Annotated in this window: 16 protein-coding genes; 9 read left to right on the top strand and 7 right to left on the bottom strand. The window is 66.9% G+C overall.

All coding sequences use genetic code 11. The features are described 5' to 3' along the window. The 6 genes from ACRDU5_RS02215 to ACRDU5_RS02190 all read left to right on the top strand — a co-directional run. The coding region (locus tag ACRDU5_RS02215) for a group II intron maturase-specific domain-containing protein (protein ID WP_526612578.1) at positions 1-413 on the top strand (413 nt) is incomplete at its 5' end. A 110-nt stretch (positions 414-523) separates the two neighbouring features. Next, positions 524-856 (top strand): TfoX/Sxy family protein, encoded by a 333-nt coding sequence (locus ACRDU5_RS02210; RefSeq protein ID WP_526612577.1) that lies wholly within the window; start codon positions 524-526, stop codon positions 854-856. 40 nt (positions 857-896) lie between these two features. Continuing rightward, complete coding sequence (locus ACRDU5_RS02205; RefSeq protein ID WP_526612576.1) at positions 897-1,547, top strand: HhH-GDP family DNA glycosylase; 651 nt, start codon at positions 897-899, stop codon at positions 1,545-1,547. After that, a complete protein-coding gene (locus ACRDU5_RS02200; protein ID WP_526612575.1) occupies positions 1,544-2,266 on the top strand; it encodes a DUF72 domain-containing protein in 723 nt (240 codons plus the stop codon). The genes ACRDU5_RS02205 and ACRDU5_RS02200 overlap by 4 nt, the downstream gene beginning before the upstream one ends. A gap of 47 nt (positions 2,267-2,313) precedes the next feature. Continuing rightward, positions 2,314-2,901, top strand: coding sequence for a hypothetical protein (locus ACRDU5_RS02195; protein WP_526612574.1), 588 nt, complete (start codon positions 2,314-2,316; stop codon positions 2,899-2,901). 18 nt (positions 2,902-2,919) lie between these two features. Beyond that, entirely contained in the window at positions 2,920-4,158 is a 1,239-nt protein-coding gene (locus ACRDU5_RS02190; RefSeq protein WP_526612573.1) for an NAD(P)/FAD-dependent oxidoreductase, read from the top strand. On the opposite strand, the gene ACRDU5_RS02185 is transcribed toward ACRDU5_RS02190, so the two are convergent. Genes ACRDU5_RS02185 through ACRDU5_RS02175 form a run of 3 tightly spaced genes read right to left on the bottom strand, consistent with a single transcriptional unit; the run spans position 4,155 to position 8,374 of the window. Then, positions 4,155-4,493: a hypothetical protein gene (locus ACRDU5_RS02185; RefSeq protein ID WP_526612572.1), complete on the bottom strand. Its 339-nt coding sequence runs from the start codon at positions 4,491-4,493 to the stop codon at positions 4,155-4,157. The two genes, ACRDU5_RS02190 and ACRDU5_RS02185, sit on opposite strands and share 4 nt — an antisense overlap. A 36-nt stretch (positions 4,494-4,529) precedes the next feature. After that, positions 4,530-6,005: an acetyl-CoA acetyltransferase gene (locus tag ACRDU5_RS02180; RefSeq protein WP_526612581.1), complete on the bottom strand. Its 1,476-nt coding sequence runs from the start codon at positions 6,003-6,005 to the stop codon at positions 4,530-4,532. Beyond that, positions 5,999-8,374 (bottom strand): CaiB/BaiF CoA-transferase family protein, encoded by a 2,376-nt coding sequence (locus ACRDU5_RS02175; RefSeq protein ID WP_526612580.1) that lies wholly within the window; start codon positions 8,372-8,374, stop codon positions 5,999-6,001. Before ACRDU5_RS02175 ends, ACRDU5_RS02180 begins: the two co-directional genes overlap by 7 nt. A gap of 39 nt (positions 8,375-8,413) precedes the next feature. Between ACRDU5_RS02175 and ACRDU5_RS02170 the strand changes: the two genes are divergently transcribed. Both ACRDU5_RS02170 and ACRDU5_RS02165 read left to right on the top strand, forming a co-directional pair. Next, positions 8,414-10,816, top strand: coding sequence for a phosphoketolase family protein (locus ACRDU5_RS02170; protein ID WP_526612571.1), 2,403 nt, complete (start codon positions 8,414-8,416; stop codon positions 10,814-10,816). 27 nt (positions 10,817-10,843) lie between these two features. Then, on the top strand, positions 10,844-11,608 hold the full coding sequence (locus tag ACRDU5_RS02165; RefSeq protein ID WP_526612570.1) for a CPBP family intramembrane glutamic endopeptidase: 765 nt from the start codon (positions 10,844-10,846) through the stop codon (positions 11,606-11,608). Here ACRDU5_RS02165 and ACRDU5_RS02160 read toward each other — a convergent pair. After that, positions 11,600-12,193 (bottom strand): CGNR zinc finger domain-containing protein, encoded by a 594-nt coding sequence (locus tag ACRDU5_RS02160; protein ID WP_526612569.1) that lies wholly within the window; start codon positions 12,191-12,193, stop codon positions 11,600-11,602. The genes ACRDU5_RS02165 and ACRDU5_RS02160 overlap by 9 nt on opposite strands. A 119-nt stretch (positions 12,194-12,312) precedes the next feature. Between ACRDU5_RS02160 and ACRDU5_RS02155 the strand changes: the two genes are divergently transcribed. After that, positions 12,313-12,801, top strand: coding sequence for a hypothetical protein (locus ACRDU5_RS02155; protein ID WP_526612568.1), 489 nt, complete (start codon positions 12,313-12,315; stop codon positions 12,799-12,801). 11 nt (positions 12,802-12,812) lie between these two features. On the opposite strand, the gene ACRDU5_RS02150 is transcribed toward ACRDU5_RS02155, so the two are convergent. The 3 genes from ACRDU5_RS02150 to ACRDU5_RS02140 form a co-directional block, all read right to left on the bottom strand. Then, entirely contained in the window at positions 12,813-13,832 is a 1,020-nt protein-coding gene (locus tag ACRDU5_RS02150) for a zinc-binding alcohol dehydrogenase family protein (protein WP_526612567.1), read from the bottom strand. Between the two features lie 57 nt (positions 13,833-13,889). Further along, entirely contained in the window at positions 13,890-14,201 is a 312-nt protein-coding gene (locus ACRDU5_RS02145) for a GlsB/YeaQ/YmgE family stress response membrane protein (protein ID WP_526612579.1), read from the bottom strand. A gap of 165 nt (positions 14,202-14,366) precedes the next feature. Beyond that, positions 14,367-15,075: APA family fibronectin-binding glycoprotein (locus ACRDU5_RS02140; RefSeq protein ID WP_526612566.1), on the bottom strand; the 709-nt coding region annotated here is incomplete at its 5' end.

The raw sequence follows: 15,075 nt of genomic DNA, 5'->3' as shown, positions 1-15,075 counted from the left end.
TGGATTTTCTGGGTTGTCACTTCCGGGCGCGCATGTCGGGGCGGTTGTGGGAGCAGAAGCGCATTGTGCGCTACTACCTGCACCGCTGGCCCAGCCAAGCGGCCATGGCCCGGGTGCGGGCCAAGGTCCGCGACCGTACCGGGCGCAACCGGGTCGGGCTCGACATCCGTGATGTGATCGCGGATGTGAATCCGATCCTGCGCGGCTGGGGCAACTACTTTCGCACCGGCAACGCCGCCACCAAGTTCATCCAGATCGACCGGTACGTGGTGTGGCGCCTCCATCGCCTGATGGTGAAGAAGCGTGGCCGCAACTTACGTGCCGGGCAAGCCGATCAATGGACGCCGGAGTGGTTTCGCGGGCATGGCCTGCACAAACTGTCCGGCTCCATCCGCTACCCGCAGGCTGCGTAACCATGTCCAGAAGATCATCGGTAAGCCGTGTGCGGGAAAACCGCACGCACGGATTGAAAGGGGGATGGGGAAACGGATCCGCTACGCGGACACCGCGCCCCTGACTACCAATGGCCTACGACACCGATCTGGCTGACCGGATCCGCGAACTGATCAGCCCCGAGCGCGGGGTCAACGAGAAGCGGATGTTCGGTGGCCTGGCATTCCTGATCAACGGCAACATGTCCGTGGTAGCCAGCGGCCACGGCGGGCTGATGGTGCGTGTTCCACGCGATGAGACCGACAAGCTGGTGACGCGCGAGCACGTCGAGCCGATGGTGATGGCAGGCCGCGAAATGCGCGGGTGGTTACGGGTTTCGACCGACGGTGTCAAGACCAAACGGCAACTGCAGTCCTGGGTGAGCCGCGGCGTCGACTTCGCCAAGACCCTGCCGCCAAAGTGATCCGACGTTTCTGCGCAGCTGCTACGGGTAAGCCACTCGAATGGCACGTTCAGCGCACCAGGAGCTGGTTCGGCGCCTGCTGAAGATTGCCGGAACCACTTACGCCGAGGATGCCGGCATCCAGCTGCGTGACAAGCCGATGCCGCTGTTTCAACTGCTGGTGCTGGCCATGTTGTTCAGCAAGCCGATCGACGCAGCGATCGCCGTGCAGGCTGCAAGGGAGCTGTTTGCGGCCGGCCTGAAGACCCCGCAATCGGTGCTGGATGCTGACCGGGACACCATGATCAAGGCGTTCGGGCGCGCGCACTATGTGCGCTACGACGAAAGCTCGGCCACTCGGCTGACAGATATCGCCACCACCGTCCGCGACGAATACGGTGGTGATCTTAGGGGCCTGGCGGACCAAGGCAAGCGTGACGCGAATGCCGTGAAGCGACTCCTGAAGCAATTCAAGGGAATCGGAGATACCGGCGCAGACATCTTTTTGCGGGAGGTGCAGGACGTATGGACGTGGGTGCGGCCCTACTTCGACCAGCGGGCCGTGGGCGCAGCGCGCAACCTGAATCTACCCACTGATCTTGATGAGCTGGGCAATCTGGCATCGCGCGACGGTGCGAAACTCGCGGCGGCGCTCATCCGCGTCTCGCTTGACAAGAAGCTGCGCGCCGAAGTCCTCGGCGAATCGGGATGATCCGGATCGGCACGTCGGGCTGGTCCTACGACCACTGGACCGACGTGCTCTACGCGCAGGGCACGCCCGCATCGAAACGACTCGCGCTCTATGTCGAGGAGTTCGAAACCGTCGAACTCAACGCCAGCTTCTACCGATGGCCCCGCGACAGCACCTTCGAGGGCTGGCGGAAACGCTTGCCCAAAGGGTTCACCATGGCGGTCAAGGCGCATCGCGGGTTGACCCACTTCCGCCGGCTGAAGTCGCCCGAGCAGTGGGTGGAGCGCTTCGAGCGGTGCTGGAAGGCACTCGGGGATCGAGCTGAAGCGCTGCTGGTCCAGCTGCATCCCGAGCTGGAACGCGACGACGCCCGGCTGGACTCCTTCCTCAGGCTCATGCCGCGACGAATTCCGGTCGCGGTCGAGCTGCGGCATCCGTCCTGGAATGACCCGGCGGTGTTCGCTCTGCTGGAAGGGCACCGCGCCGCCTACGTGGTAATGAGTGGCGCCGAACTGGCCCGTGTGCCGCGGGCGACGAGCAACCTGGTCTACATCCGTATGCACGGGCCCGAGCCGGCTTCGCTGTATACCGGCTCCTATTCCGAGGATGACCTGCGCTGGTGGGCCGATCGCGTCCTGGCGTGGCACGGCGAGGGCAAGCGGGTCGACGTGTACTTCAACAACGACCTCGGCGGGCATGCCGTCCGCAATGCGTGCAGGCTCAGGGAGCTGGTGACCTGACCCCCGCCTGATCCGCCGAAATCGGGTTCCGGCACGCTATTGACGAAATGCGACTTGTAATTCTGATCTCGGCGGCGCTGTTGGCCGTCGCGGGCTGCTCGAACGTTCGTGTAGTGGACACCGGAGAGCCGCCGCCCGACACAGCGACGAATACCGTCACCACGCCGCAGCTCCCGCCCACCAACATCGCGCATCTGGTTGATGCCTTCGACTATGTGTCGCACCCGAACGGTAAGGCCGGCTACTACTTCACCACGCCCAGCGGCCAGTGGGAGTGCGCGATTCTGCCGCGTGTCATGGCCGGATGCCAGTCCGCGGGTGGGGGTTTGGGCATTGCCGGCGAACCGGACACCGTCCCCAATGCCGCGGGCGAGGCGACAACGCCGAACGCGATCGTCATCGAGCCGGAGGGCGACGTCCATTTCGCGGCCCTGGACCAACCTGGGTTCTCGCTGACTCCCGGCCCCGCGAAGGTTCTCGAGTTCAACAGGACCTTGATTGCGGCCCGGTTCCGCTGCAACGTTCAAGAAGAATTAGGGGTGGCGTGCCTTAGTGAGCAAAGCGGCAAGGGCTTCACCTTCAGCGCGGACGGCTTCGCGCCGTCCTATACCGAAGTGCCCGTCGACGCGCCCTAGACAGCGTAGCGTCGGGTCATGTCGTCGAAATCGGGAACTTTCCTCATTGTCGGCGGTGGACTGGCCGGGGCAAAGGCCGCTGAAGCGTTGCGCGACAAAGACTTCGACGGTGATGTCGTGGTTTTCGCCATGGAAGAGCGGCTGCCATACGAGCGTCCTCCGCTGTCGAAGGAATACTTGGCCGGCAAGAAGACGCTCGACGCGTTCACCGTGCAACCGGCCGCCTGGTACCGCGACCATCACGTCGACCTGCGGCTCGGCACGGAGGTGACGTCGATCGACCCCCACGGCCATACCGTCACGCTGCCCGACGAGAGCACCCTGCATTACGACAGGCTGTTGCTGGCCACCGGTTCGGCACCGCGCAGGCCCCCGATCCCGGGCGCCGATGCCGACCGCGTTCATTACCTGAGAACCGTCGACGACTCCGACGCCCTCAACGCCATCTTGACGGACGGATCGTCGCTGGCGATCGTCGGTGGCGGCTGGATCGGCCTCGAGGTGGCCGCAGGCGCCCGCGACCGCGGCGTGAACGTCACCGTGGTCGAGGCGGCCGAACTGCCGCTGCTCGGCGCGCTCGGCCGTGAGAACGCCGAGGTGTTCGCCAAACTGCACCGCGACCACGGGGTCGACCTGCGGCTGGGCGCGACGGTCGAGGAGATCACCACCGACGATGGCGCCGCGACCGGCCTGCGGCTCGGCGACGGGTCCACCGTCGACGCCGACGCCGTCCTGGTCGCCGTCGGCGCGGCACCGAACACCGAGATGGCGCAGCGGGCGGACCTGGCGATGGGCGAAGACGGCGGGGTACTCGTCGACTCGGCGCTGCGCACCAGTGACCCCGACATCTTCGCGGTCGGCGACATCGCCTCGGCCGAGCATCCGCTGTTCGGGACGCGGATCCGCACCGAGCACTGGGCCAATGCGCTCAAGCAGCCCGCGACCGCGGCGGCCGGCATGCTCGGCAAGCACGCCGAATACGACGAGTTGCCTTATTTCTTCACCGACCAGTACGACCTCGGCATGGAGTACGTCGGCCACGCCCCCGAATACCACCGGGTGGTATTCCGCGGCGACGTCGACGGCCGCGAATTCGTGGCGTTCTGGCTCGACGCCGACAACCGGGTGCTGGCCGGGATGAACGTCAACGTCTGGGATGTGCTCGACGACGTCAAGTCACTGATTCGGTCACGATCGCCGGTCGATCCGGAGAGGCTCGCCGATCCGCAGCAGGCGTTGAGCGGCCTGCTCGCTTAGTTGCTGCGCGTCACCGAACGGTAGAACCACCAGGAATAGCCGAGCAGGATCGCGGCGCAGGCCAGCAGCCACCACGGGGACATCGGGGCCAGCCAGTTCGCCGACCACGGCACCAGGGAGGCGATCGTCCAGCCGACGAAGTCCGTGCCCGCCGTCCGCACGGCCAGCACGGCGAACACGGCGAACTGCAGCAGGTAGCCGACGATCCAGACCAGCAGCACATGACCCGACGGGTCCGCCGGATTGATGTCGAAGAAAAAGGCGATGACGAGCGCGGGCACGATCGCCAGCAGGCACCACAACGCCAGTAGCAACGCGACCGTCCGCGGTTTCACCGGGTAACGGTAACGCGATCGGAGTGCAGCGTTACCTCACATCAGGTTGGCGGTGCCGTCGGGATGCACCTGCACCTTCGCCCCCGCGATGTCCTCCCGCACGGTGGTGTCGGCTTCGGCCGCGTCGTCGATCAGCGCCAGCGTCCGGGCGCCGTCCGGGGTGCGGACCGCGAGGAAGGCCTTCTCCGAAGATCCGCTGCGGTCAAACGGCGTCGTCCAGGCTTCGACGGTGCCGACACCGGACCACTCCACCTCGGCGGTTCTCGTCGGCTCAGCGTCGACGACGGATTGGACGTCTTCCCAACGGAATTCGTTCCTGGGCGGTTCGGAGCCGTATACACCGAAGCTGTGCTTCGTCAGGAAGCCGCCGTTCGCGGTGATCAATCCGCGCTGGCCGGGATTGGCCACCAGTTGTTCGGCCATGGTGGCGATCGCGTGCGTGACGTAGTTGTTCCACGGGCCGCCGGCGAACGTCAGCCCGCCGGTCACCGTCAGCGGGCGGTCGGCCTTTCCGATCGGTAGCCCCAGCTCAGCGGCGGCCACCTGGACCGCCGACGGGAAGCACGAGTAGATGTCGATCAGGTCGACCGCGTCGATGCCGGTTCCGGCCAGTTCCAGCGCCCGCTGACCGGCGATCCTGATCGCGGGCGACCGATAGAACTCTGCCCGTTCGCCGATCGCGTAGGTGTCATGCGCGTCGGTTCCCGCGTACGGGAAAACCCAACGCTCGGTGGGGATCTGCAGGTGGGTTGCCTTCTCCGCGGACGCCAGGACGATGACCGCGCCCTGGTCGACCATGTTGTTCGAGTTCATCAGCTTGGTGTAGGGCCAGCTGATCATCCGGTTGTCGGGACTCGGCCGCCAGATCTCCTCCGCAGACCGCGGAGTTCGACTCCACGCGTACGGGTTGGTCGCTGCGACGTCGCTGAACTGTGACCACAGCTCGCCGATGCGGCGGATATGCGTCTCCGACGACTCCCCCGCCGCTATCCGCACCGCCTGCTCGAACATCGGATAGACATGCGCCGGCCGGTCCAGTTTGATGCGGTCCTCGGCGGGCCCGGCCATCGGCACACCCTCGTTCGCGCCCTCGGCGAACGGCACCGACTCGTCCTGCTTGGTCCAGTCCGGCCGGATACCGCGGGCGCGCAAGCGCATTCGGGTGCGCCACGCTTCGGCGCCGGCGATCATGACCAGGTCGGCCCGCCCGGACTGGATGTCCAGGCACGCCTCGCTCACCAGGGTCTGCGGGACATTGCCGCCCACCCCCGTGTAGCGACTGGCCGCATCCTTAGCGCCGAGGCGTTGGGCGAGCAAGCGACCCGGATCGCGGTAACGCCAGGAGAACACGTTGACCACACGAATGGAATCGATGGCCTCCAACACCCGCGGGTCGGTGGCGGCGCGCGCCGCCGCCACCATCAGCTCGACCGGCTCCGCGTCCGGGTTCTCGTCGTGCTGGTTGACTTGTCCGTAGCCGACCAGCACCGGCGTCCTCGGGTCTGTCACGATCGACTCCTCGGTGGATCGGGTGGCTCGGCCGAGGTGAACAACACGCCGTCGGCGATCAGCCGGTCGATCTCCTCGGTGTCAAGAGCCAGCAGCTTCTGGCAGACCTCGCGGGTGTGTTCGCCCGGCATCGGCGCGGGCCGCAACTCGGCGCGCGGAATGTTGGTAAATGGTGCGGGCCCGGTCTCGGTGGGCATCGGCGCGTCGAACAGCGGATGCACCATGTCGGTGAACAACTTTCGGTGTAGCAGCTGTGGATCGGTCAGCACGTCGACGGCACGGTTCATCGGGGCCGCCGGTACACCCGCTCGTTGCAGCGTGTCGGCGACGTCGGCCTTGTCCATAATGGATGTCCACGCCGACACAGCGTCGATCAGATCGGCGCGGTCGCGGGGCAGATCGGAGCGGCCCATGACACCGGCCAGTGCAGCGCGATCGTCGTCGGACCTCAGCGAGATGACGCACCACTCGTCGTCCCCCGCGGAGGCGTACACGCCGTGCACGCCGGGATCGTCGATGACAGGCAACTTTGCGCTACGGGCGGCATCGGTCACATAAGCGGTGGCGAGTTGGTTGACAGCCGCTTCGGCCTGCGCGATGTGCACGTGCGCGCCGATTCCGGTGTGGTCGCGGTGAATCAGCGACGCCAGTGCCGCGATCGCGGTGATCCGCGCGACGACATGATCGGGGAAGATCGTGGTGGCGTCATAGAAATCCGGGGCACCGTCGGACGTCCACAACCGGGTGATGCCGGTGCTGGCGCGGACCAGTGGCCCGTAGCCCATCCGGGCACTCCACGGGCCGCTGGCGCCGTATGCGCTGCTTTCGGCCAGCACGATGCGCGGGTTGAGCTCCTGCAACTGCTGATACGAAAAGCCCAGGGAGGCCAGTGTTCCGGGTTTGAAGTTGGCGAACACCGCGTCGGCACCCGCGACCAGGCGGGAGAAGGTGTCCGCGCCTCCCGGGCTGCGCAGGTCCAGCCCGAGCCCATAGGAGTTCCGGTGCGTCAGCGCCCACGATCTACTCATCACCTGGCCGGGTGGCGTCTGCCGCAGTCCGTCCGGATGGGTCGCGCTCTCGATCTTGACGACCTCGGCGCCCAGATCGCAGAACAGCCGACCTAGTTCGCCGCCCGCCACGATCACGCCGAGATCCAGAATGCGCAGACCGTCGAACGGCCGGTTCGTGGTGGCGGTGTCGGGCGGTGCCGTCGTCGGCTCGGGTCGCGCTGTGGCCCACGCGGCTTCGTCGTCACCCGCCGGCGGCGGGGGCCGAACGAACCCGGCGTGCTGTCCGTCGACCACGAAGGCGCCGACCGGCACCGTGACGCCGGTGCCCGGCGCGATCGTCGCGTCGGTGAGTGCGCCGACCGAGCGGAAGTGATCGGAGTTCAACGTCTCGGCGGGACTGAGCACCGCCGAGATCGGCACCCCGCGCGCCTGCCCGGCCGCTACCAGTCCATCCATCGTCTGCGACGCGAAGAACTTCGCGATGACGGCGTTGATCTCGCGCGATGCGGCATACCGTGCGGCGATCGTGTCGTACTTCGGATCCTGCAACTGCTCGGGCTCGCCCAGCCATGACCGCATGCCTCGCCATTGGCGTGACGACAGCAGGCAGATTCTGACGTAACCGTCGCGGCAGGCGAAAATCGGGTAGATGTGCTGGTTTCGCGGCCGGCCGCGCCAGAGCTCGTTGGTCCGTTTCTGACCAACGGCGGCCTGGCCCTCGGATCCGAACGGTGGATCGAGCGACTGCACGACAGCCTCGAAACGAGAAAAGTCGATGTAATCGCCTGTGCCATAACGCAACCGGTGGTAATACGCGACGAGCGCCGCCCATGCTGCCTGCACCGCGGCGGTTGCCGACGCGATGCCATTGGGCGGCACCACCGGTCGTCCAGCGGTCGGCCCCGACCGCGATAATGCGGTCGACAGGGCATAGAACACCGGATCGGTGGCCTGCCAGGTCGCGCGGGGGCCGTCGGCGCCGAAGTCGGTGACCGACATGGCAACGAGGTGAGCGAACCGCTGCGACAGCTGTGCGCACGACGTGCCGAACGCGGCGGCGCGGCCGGGGCTACCGCTGTCCACAACGATGTCGGCGCCGGCCGCCAATTCGAAGAACCGTTCGCGATCCGCGGCGTCGGCGGGATCGAGGACGGTGCTGCGCTTGTTGGCGTTGTGCAGTGTGAACGGAACGCTGACCCCGGCCACGCTGGGCAGCTCGCTGCGGGCCGGGCTGCCGCCGGGCGGTTCGACCTTCAGCACGTTCGCACCGAGGTCGGCGAACAGCCGGGTCACCGCGTCGGCCTCGCCGTCAGACAGGTCGAGCACCCGCAGGTCCGCCAGCAGCACGACCGTCAGGGTAATAGTGCATAGGTAACCGGGAATCGGGTACTACGTCCCTACATGAGCACAGCCATACAATTCCCGACCGCTCCTCGCCTGTCCGACGACGAACTCCGGACGATCAACGCCTACTGGCGGGCCGCCAATTACCTGTCGGTGGGCCAGATCTACCTATTGGACAATCCGCTCCTGCACGACAAGCTGGCACCGGAGCACATCAAGCCGCGGCTGCTCGGCCATTGGGGCACCACGCCGGGGCTCAACCTGATCTACGCCCACCTCAACCGCATCATCCGCAATCGCGACGCCAACGTCGTCTATATCACCGGACCCGGGCACGGCGGCCCGGGCCTGGTGGCCAACGCCTACCTCGAAGGCACCTACACCGAGGTCTACTCGGGCATCGAAGAGGATGCCGACGGGCTGCGAAAGTTGTTCCGCCAGTTCTCCTTTCCCGGCGGCATCCCCAGCCACGTGGCGTCCGAGACGCCGGGATCGATCCACGAAGGCGGCGAGCTCGGTTACGCACTGGTGCACGCCTACGGCGCGGCGTTCGACAACCCGGACCTGGTGGTGGCGTGTGTGATCGGCGACGGCGAGGCCGAGACCGGACCGCTGGCGGCGAGCTGGCACTCCAACAAGTTCCTCAACCCGGTCACCGACGGCGCGGTGCTGCCGATTCTGCACCTCAACGGCTACAAGATCGCCAACCCGACCGTGCTGGCCCGCATCCCACCGGAGCAACTCGAACAACTGCTGCACGGCTACGGCTACCGGCCGATCACCGTGGCCGGCGACGACCCGAGCAATGTCCACCAGCAGCTCGCCGTCGCCTTCGACGAGGCGTTCGACCAGATCGCCGCCATCCAGCAGGCCGCGCGCGTGGACGGTGTCACGCAGCGTCCGCTGTGGCCGATGATCGTGCTGCGCACCCCGAAAGGGTGGACCGGACCCCGAGAGGTGGACGGCAAGCAGGTGGAAGGCACCTGGCGGTCGCATCAGGTGCCACTGGCCGAGACCCGGACCAACAAGAAGCACCTCACCCAACTCGAAGAGTGGCTGCGCAGCTACCGGCCCGAGGAGTTGTTCGACGACGACGGCGCGCTGCGGCCGGAGTTGCGCGCGCTGGCGCCCAGCGGGCAGCGCCGAATGAGCGCCAACCCACACGCCAACGGCGGCCTGCTGCTCCACGACCTCGACCTGCCCGCTTTCCCCGACTACGCCGTCACCGTCGACAAGCCGGCCACCGACACCGCCGAGGCCACCAAGGTGCTCGGCACCTTCCTGCGCGACGTCATCAGCCGCAACCCCGACCGCTTCCGCGTGATGGGACCCGATGAGACGGCGTCGAACCGGCTCAGCGCGGTGTTCGGGGCCACCGACAAGGTCTGGCTTGCCGGCACCGAACCCGGCGACGAGAACCTCTCCCCCGACGGCCGCGTGATGGAGGTGCTTTCGGAGCACTTGTGCCAGGGCTGGCTGGAGGGTTACCTGCTCACCGGGCGGCACGGGCTGTTCAATTGCTATGAGGCGTTCGTACACATCGTCGACTCAATGCTCAACCAGCATGCCAAATGGCTGTCCAGCAGCGCGCAGCTGTCCTGGCGGCGGCCGATTGCATCGTTGAACTACTTACTGACATCACATGTTTGGCGACAGGATCACAACGGCGCCTCGCACCAGGATCCCGGTTTCATCGATCACGTCGCCAACAAGCGGCCCGAGGTAGTCCGGGTCTACCTGCCGCCGGACGCCAATACGCTGCTCTCGGTGGCCGACCACTGCCTGCGCAGCCGCCACTACGTGAACGTCATCGTCGCCGGCAAGCAGCCCGCGCTCACCTACCTGGACATGGACCAGGCGATCGCACATTGCACTCGGGGCCTTGGCATTTGGGAGTGGGCCAGCAACGCTGGCGGTGAGCCCGATGTGGTGCTGGCCTGCGCCGGCGACGTCCCGACGCTCGAGACACTCGCCGCCGCCGATATCCTGCGCCGCGAGCTGCCCGAACTGGCGGTGCGGGTGATCAACGTCGTCGACATCATGCGGCTGCAGCCGGATTCCGAGCATCCGCACGGCCAATCGGACCGCGAGTTCGACGCACTGTTCACCACCGACAGGCCGGTCATCTTCGCCTACCACGGGTACCCGTGGCTCATTCACCGCTTGACGTATCGACGCACCAACCATGCTCACCTGCATGTGCGGGGATTCAAAGAACGCGGTACCACCACGACGCCGTTCGACATGGTGATGCTCAACGACCTCGACCGGTTCCACTTGGTCATGGACGTCGTCGACCGGGTCGAAGGATTGTCCACCCGCGCCGCGACCCTGCGCCAGCGGATGGCTGACGCGCGGTTGGCGGCTCGCCGCTACACCCGCGAGCACGGCGAGGACGACCCCGGCGTCGCCAACTGGACGTGGGACTCCAAGTTCCGGCCGGTCAGCGAAACAGAGTGAGGCGTCGGCCCAGGTAGACTCGGCGCAATGTCCGAGAATGCAGCGGTGGCCCCGCACCCCCACCCGCTGGTCGGGCAGCTCTCCGCGTTGCATCATTTCCGCACGTACATCGACATCGCGGTGGTTGTGGTGGTGCTGGCGCTCACCAATCTCATCGCGCATTTCACGACGCCGTGGGCGAGCATCGCCACCGTGCCTGCGGCGGCCGTCGGCCTGATCGTCCTGGTGCGGTCGCGCGGCCTGGGGTGGGTCGAGCTCGGCCTGAGCCGCGAGCACTGGAAATCGGGCGCCGGCTATGCGCTGGCCGCGGTGGCCGTCGTGATGTCGGTCATCGCGATCGGCGCGCTGCTGCCATGGACCCGGCCGATGTTCATGAACAACAACTACGCCACCGTGTCCGGCGCGCTCATCGCGTCGATGATCATCATCCCGCTGCAGACCGTGATCCCCGAGGAGCTGGCCTTTCGCGGTGTGCTGCACGGCGCGCTGAACCGGGCGTGGGGCTTCCGCGGCGTCGCGGCGGCCGGCTCACTGCTGTTCGGCCTATGGCACATCGCCACCTCGCTCGGGTTGACCAGCAGCAACGTCGGTTTCACACGGATCTTCGGCGGCGGCTTGCTCGGCACAATCGCCGGTGTGGTGCTGGCGGTGGCGGCTACCGCGCTGGCCGGCTTCGTCTTCACCTGGCTACGCCGCCGCAGCGGCAGCCTGCTGGCCCCGATAGCGCTGCACTGGTCGTTGAACGGACTGGGTGCGCTGGCCGCGGCGCTGGTGTGGCACCTGTCAATGTGACTGGGCGCCGCGCTTGCGTGCGCGAAACTCGCGGTTCTTGAGTCTGTTGCCGCATGTCGACATTTCGCACCAGGTGCCGCCGTGGTTGCGGGACCGATCGTAGAACGCCCACTGACACTCGTCGTTCCCACACGCCTTCAGCCGCGCCCAGCTGCCGTCGCGCTGGGCGTCCCTGATGATCAGCAACAAATCGATCAGCGCGGCCGCCACCGAATCCCCTCCTGCCGAGAGTTTCACCTCGCAGCCCGCGCCGACATCGACGCGGGCGATCCCGTCGGCCGCTATCTCACGCAGCGGCTCCAATGCGCGGGCGGTCGGTGCCGGGCCGCCGGCGTTGTGCACGAGCAGTGCGCGCAGCGCCTCGCGGACCCGGCGGACGAGCTCGTGGTCTGCGGGGCGAAGCTCGGCGGTGGGCGCCAGCCAGCCACTGTCCACCAACCACGGCCGAGCATTGGCCGGATCGGCAAGGCGGTCCGGTCCGTCTGGCAGCTCCACGGTGTTGACCAGCGACTGAACCCGGAATAACGGCGCGGGTGCCGGCTTGGACTCGGTGTCGCCCGTCCATTGGGTGTGCGCCGATGACATGCGATCAGGGTAACCCGGAGTGACCGGTAAATCAATTTGACTAGTCATGCATGACTGGTGTAGTGTTTTAGACAGTCACGAGTTTTGAATGGGCTTCCAGTGGAAAAAGGACAGGCACCATGAGTGGGAACAGGATTTCGTTGGGATTTCTTTCAACGGCTCAGATCCAGGCTTCGGTTCGGCGCGACGACTCACCGCGCGCACCGATCGGCGCGCGGGTGCTGGCCCGGCTGCGGGCCGGCAAGTTCGACCGGATGCTCGCCGTCGGCGTGCCCGCGCCCGCGGGCAGTGCCCTTGCCGTGCATGCCGCTCGATTGACGTCGACCGGGGAACGCGAAGCCATCGCCCGGTCGTTGCGCGCCAGCGTCCGTGACGCCCGCGACGGCGATGCGCCGCTGTCGTCGCGCGTGCCGCTGAACGTGCCGAACATCGTGGCGGCCGATGACGTGATCGACGCGGTCACCCTGCGGCTGCACTCGCCGCGTCCGGTGAGCGCGCGCGGGATGGCGCGACTGAGGCAGCTCATGTCCGACGGGGCCGGTCCGATGTACCGCTACGGGCGCGGCGACCTCGAGGGCCGGCTGGGCGCCGCGCTCGCAGCGCTCTAGGACGGGCTTCGCTACACCAACAACACGGCTGCGCCTGCGATGTGTCCAGCGCCGAGATCGGTCAACGCGTCATCGGCGCGGCTGAGTGGATACTCCGGTGTGGTGACGCCGATGCGGTGGCGGCCCGCGAAGGTCAGGAAGTCGCGGGCATCGGCACGGGTGTTTGAGGTCACCGAACGCAACTGTCGCTCGAAGAACAGATGACGTTGATAGTGCAGCGCCGGGATGTCACTGAGATGAATGCCGGCGACGGCCAGCGTGCCCCCCGGGTCGAGCGCTTCCAAGGCGGGCAGCACCAAATCGCCCACCGGCGCGAACAGAATGGCGGCGTCCAGCTCCACCGGCGGGCGGTCGTCGGGGCCCTGCGCCGATGTCGCGCCGAGAGCCAGCGCCAGCTCGCGTGCCGCGGCGCCCCGGGTCATCACATGCACCTCGGCGCCCTGCGCCAGCGCGACCTGGGCGGTGATGTGTGCGCTGCCGCCGAAGCCGTAGATGCCCAGCCGCCCACCAGCCGGCAGGTCGGCACGCAACAGTGAGCGATAGCCGATGATGCCCGCGCACAGCAACGGCGCAAGTTCGGTGTCGGAGTAGCCCGACGGCAACCGGTGGGCGAAAGCCGAAGGAACCGTTGCGAATTCGGCGTATCCCCCGTCGGCGTCCCAGCCGGTGTAGCGGGATCGCGGGCAGAGGTTTTCCTGCCCGCGGACACAGAACTTGCAACGTCCGCAGGTATACCGCAGCCACGCGATGCCGACGCGATCACCGACTGCGAAATCGCCGTCGGAATCCGGCGCTAGCGAAACGACTTCACCGACGACTTCATGGCCCGGTATGACGGCACGCCGATGAACCGGCAGGTCGCCCTCGGCGATATGGAGATCGGTGCGGCACACCCCGCACGCATGCACGGCGACAAGGAGCTCACCCGGTCCGGGTGACGGCACGGGGACGGTGACGCGTTCCAGCGGATTCGTGTTCATCGGGCCCGGGCGGTGGACCCGCCACGCGCTCATCGTCCTGCCGGTCGTCATGACCCCATGGTGACGCGCGAGGAATACGGCCGTCGAATCCGGCCGCATTCCAACGAGTTAACGCACTCTACTTCTGCGCTGCACCAACCCGACGATCCACAGCAAGATCACCGATCCGAGGACTGCGGTGAACAACGTGAACCACCATCCGCCCTCGGCCGTGTCGAACCAGAAGCTGAGGAGGAAGCCACCGATCAGCGCGCCGATGATGCCGATCACGATGTTCATCAGAATGCCTGAGCCGCTGCCCTTCACGATCTTCCCGGCGATCCAGCCGGCGATTGCCCCGATGATGATGTAACCGATCCAGCCAACGCTGGTCAGTGTGGTTGACCGAGCGAGAAACTCGGTCGTTGCAATGGCATCCATCTCTGCGATCTCCTGCCTGTCGCCGCCCAGCGCGGCCGCTGAGCCACTCTTCGGTATACCGGTCGTGCGTAACGATTCGACAGCAAAATCGGACACGATCAAGATCACAACGTCGGGCAAACGAACCGGTCGACCCGAATGTGGGTCGGCCGCTTCGCCTTGCCATCAAGGCGGCGGCATCATCCCCGGCGCCGTAGCCGGGTCAACCGGAACGCCGACTCCCACCGGCGGCCGCGCCGGCGGCGCATTCGGGTCCGGCGGCGGGGCATTCGGATCCGGCGGAGGTGGCGGCGCATTCGGGTCCGGCGGCGGCGGTGCGGCCGGCGGTGTCCACTGCCGGATGGACTGCGCGAGCGCAGTGGCCGCGGCCTTGTCCACCGGGTTGTTGGCCGAGCCCAGCCACACCACGAACCAACGTTCGTTCCGCTCGCCACGTGGAGTTATTGGCGTGCCGGGCGCGACGGTGGGCGTCGCCGTGCCGACCACGCCGGCCCAGATCTGACCGCTGGGCTTGTTCGGGTCGGTGAACTTGACCTCATAGGACGACGCGGCGCCGGGCATATCTCCGGCATCGAGGGACCCGTTCTCCTGGTTGACCCGGGTTCCCGGGAACGGCATGAAGAACTCGCCCATATCGGAGGCCAGCCGGCTTGCGGCCTTGGCGTTGTCGGGCTCAGCGCCGGCGAACAGCTTCATGTCCAGCCTGCCCAGCAGGATGCTGGTGTCGGTGGGCGGTTCGGGCGTTCCTTGCGGCGGAATTCTGGTCAACAGCGCTTGGCCGTACGACAGCTGGGTGGCGTCGGACACCCGCCATCCGGCCGGCACCACATAGCTGAAGCCCCCCGCGGCGTTGTCGACGCGATCGGGCTCGGCG

The organism is Mycobacterium sp. (assembly GCF_050701515.1).
Lineage (GTDB): Bacteria > Actinomycetota > Actinomycetes > Mycobacteriales > Mycobacteriaceae > Mycobacterium.
This window is presented reverse-complemented; position numbering and strand designations above follow the sequence as displayed.

What these genes read in the sequence shown, in the direction of transcription:
- ACRDU5_RS02205 (WP_526612576.1), top strand. Translation starts at nt 897, where the DNA reads ATGGCACGTTCAGCGCACCAGGAGCTGGTTCGGCGCCTGCTGAAGATT.
- ACRDU5_RS02155 (WP_526612568.1), top strand. Translation starts at nt 12,313, where the DNA reads ATGAGTGGGAACAGGATTTCGTTGGGATTTCTTTCAACGGCTCAGATC.
- ACRDU5_RS02145 (WP_526612579.1), bottom strand. Translation starts at nt 14,201, where the DNA reads ATGGATGCCATTGCAACGACCGAGTTTCTCGCTCGGTCAACCACACTG.
- ACRDU5_RS02200 (WP_526612575.1), top strand. Translation starts at nt 1,544, where the DNA reads ATGATCCGGATCGGCACGTCGGGCTGGTCCTACGACCACTGGACCGAC.
- ACRDU5_RS02160 (WP_526612569.1), bottom strand. Translation starts at nt 12,193, where the DNA reads ATGTCATCGGCGCACACCCAATGGACGGGCGACACCGAGTCCAAGCCG.
- ACRDU5_RS02190 (WP_526612573.1), top strand. Translation starts at nt 2,920, where the DNA reads ATGTCGTCGAAATCGGGAACTTTCCTCATTGTCGGCGGTGGACTGGCC.
- ACRDU5_RS02210 (WP_526612577.1), top strand. Translation starts at nt 524, where the DNA reads ATGGCCTACGACACCGATCTGGCTGACCGGATCCGCGAACTGATCAGC.
- ACRDU5_RS02165 (WP_526612570.1), top strand. Translation starts at nt 10,844, where the DNA reads ATGTCCGAGAATGCAGCGGTGGCCCCGCACCCCCACCCGCTGGTCGGG.
- ACRDU5_RS02170 (WP_526612571.1), top strand. Translation starts at nt 8,414, where the DNA reads ATGAGCACAGCCATACAATTCCCGACCGCTCCTCGCCTGTCCGACGAC.
- ACRDU5_RS02150 (WP_526612567.1), bottom strand. Translation starts at nt 13,832, where the DNA reads ATGACGACCGGCAGGACGATGAGCGCGTGGCGGGTCCACCGCCCGGGC.
- ACRDU5_RS02195 (WP_526612574.1), top strand. Translation starts at nt 2,314, where the DNA reads ATGCGACTTGTAATTCTGATCTCGGCGGCGCTGTTGGCCGTCGCGGGC.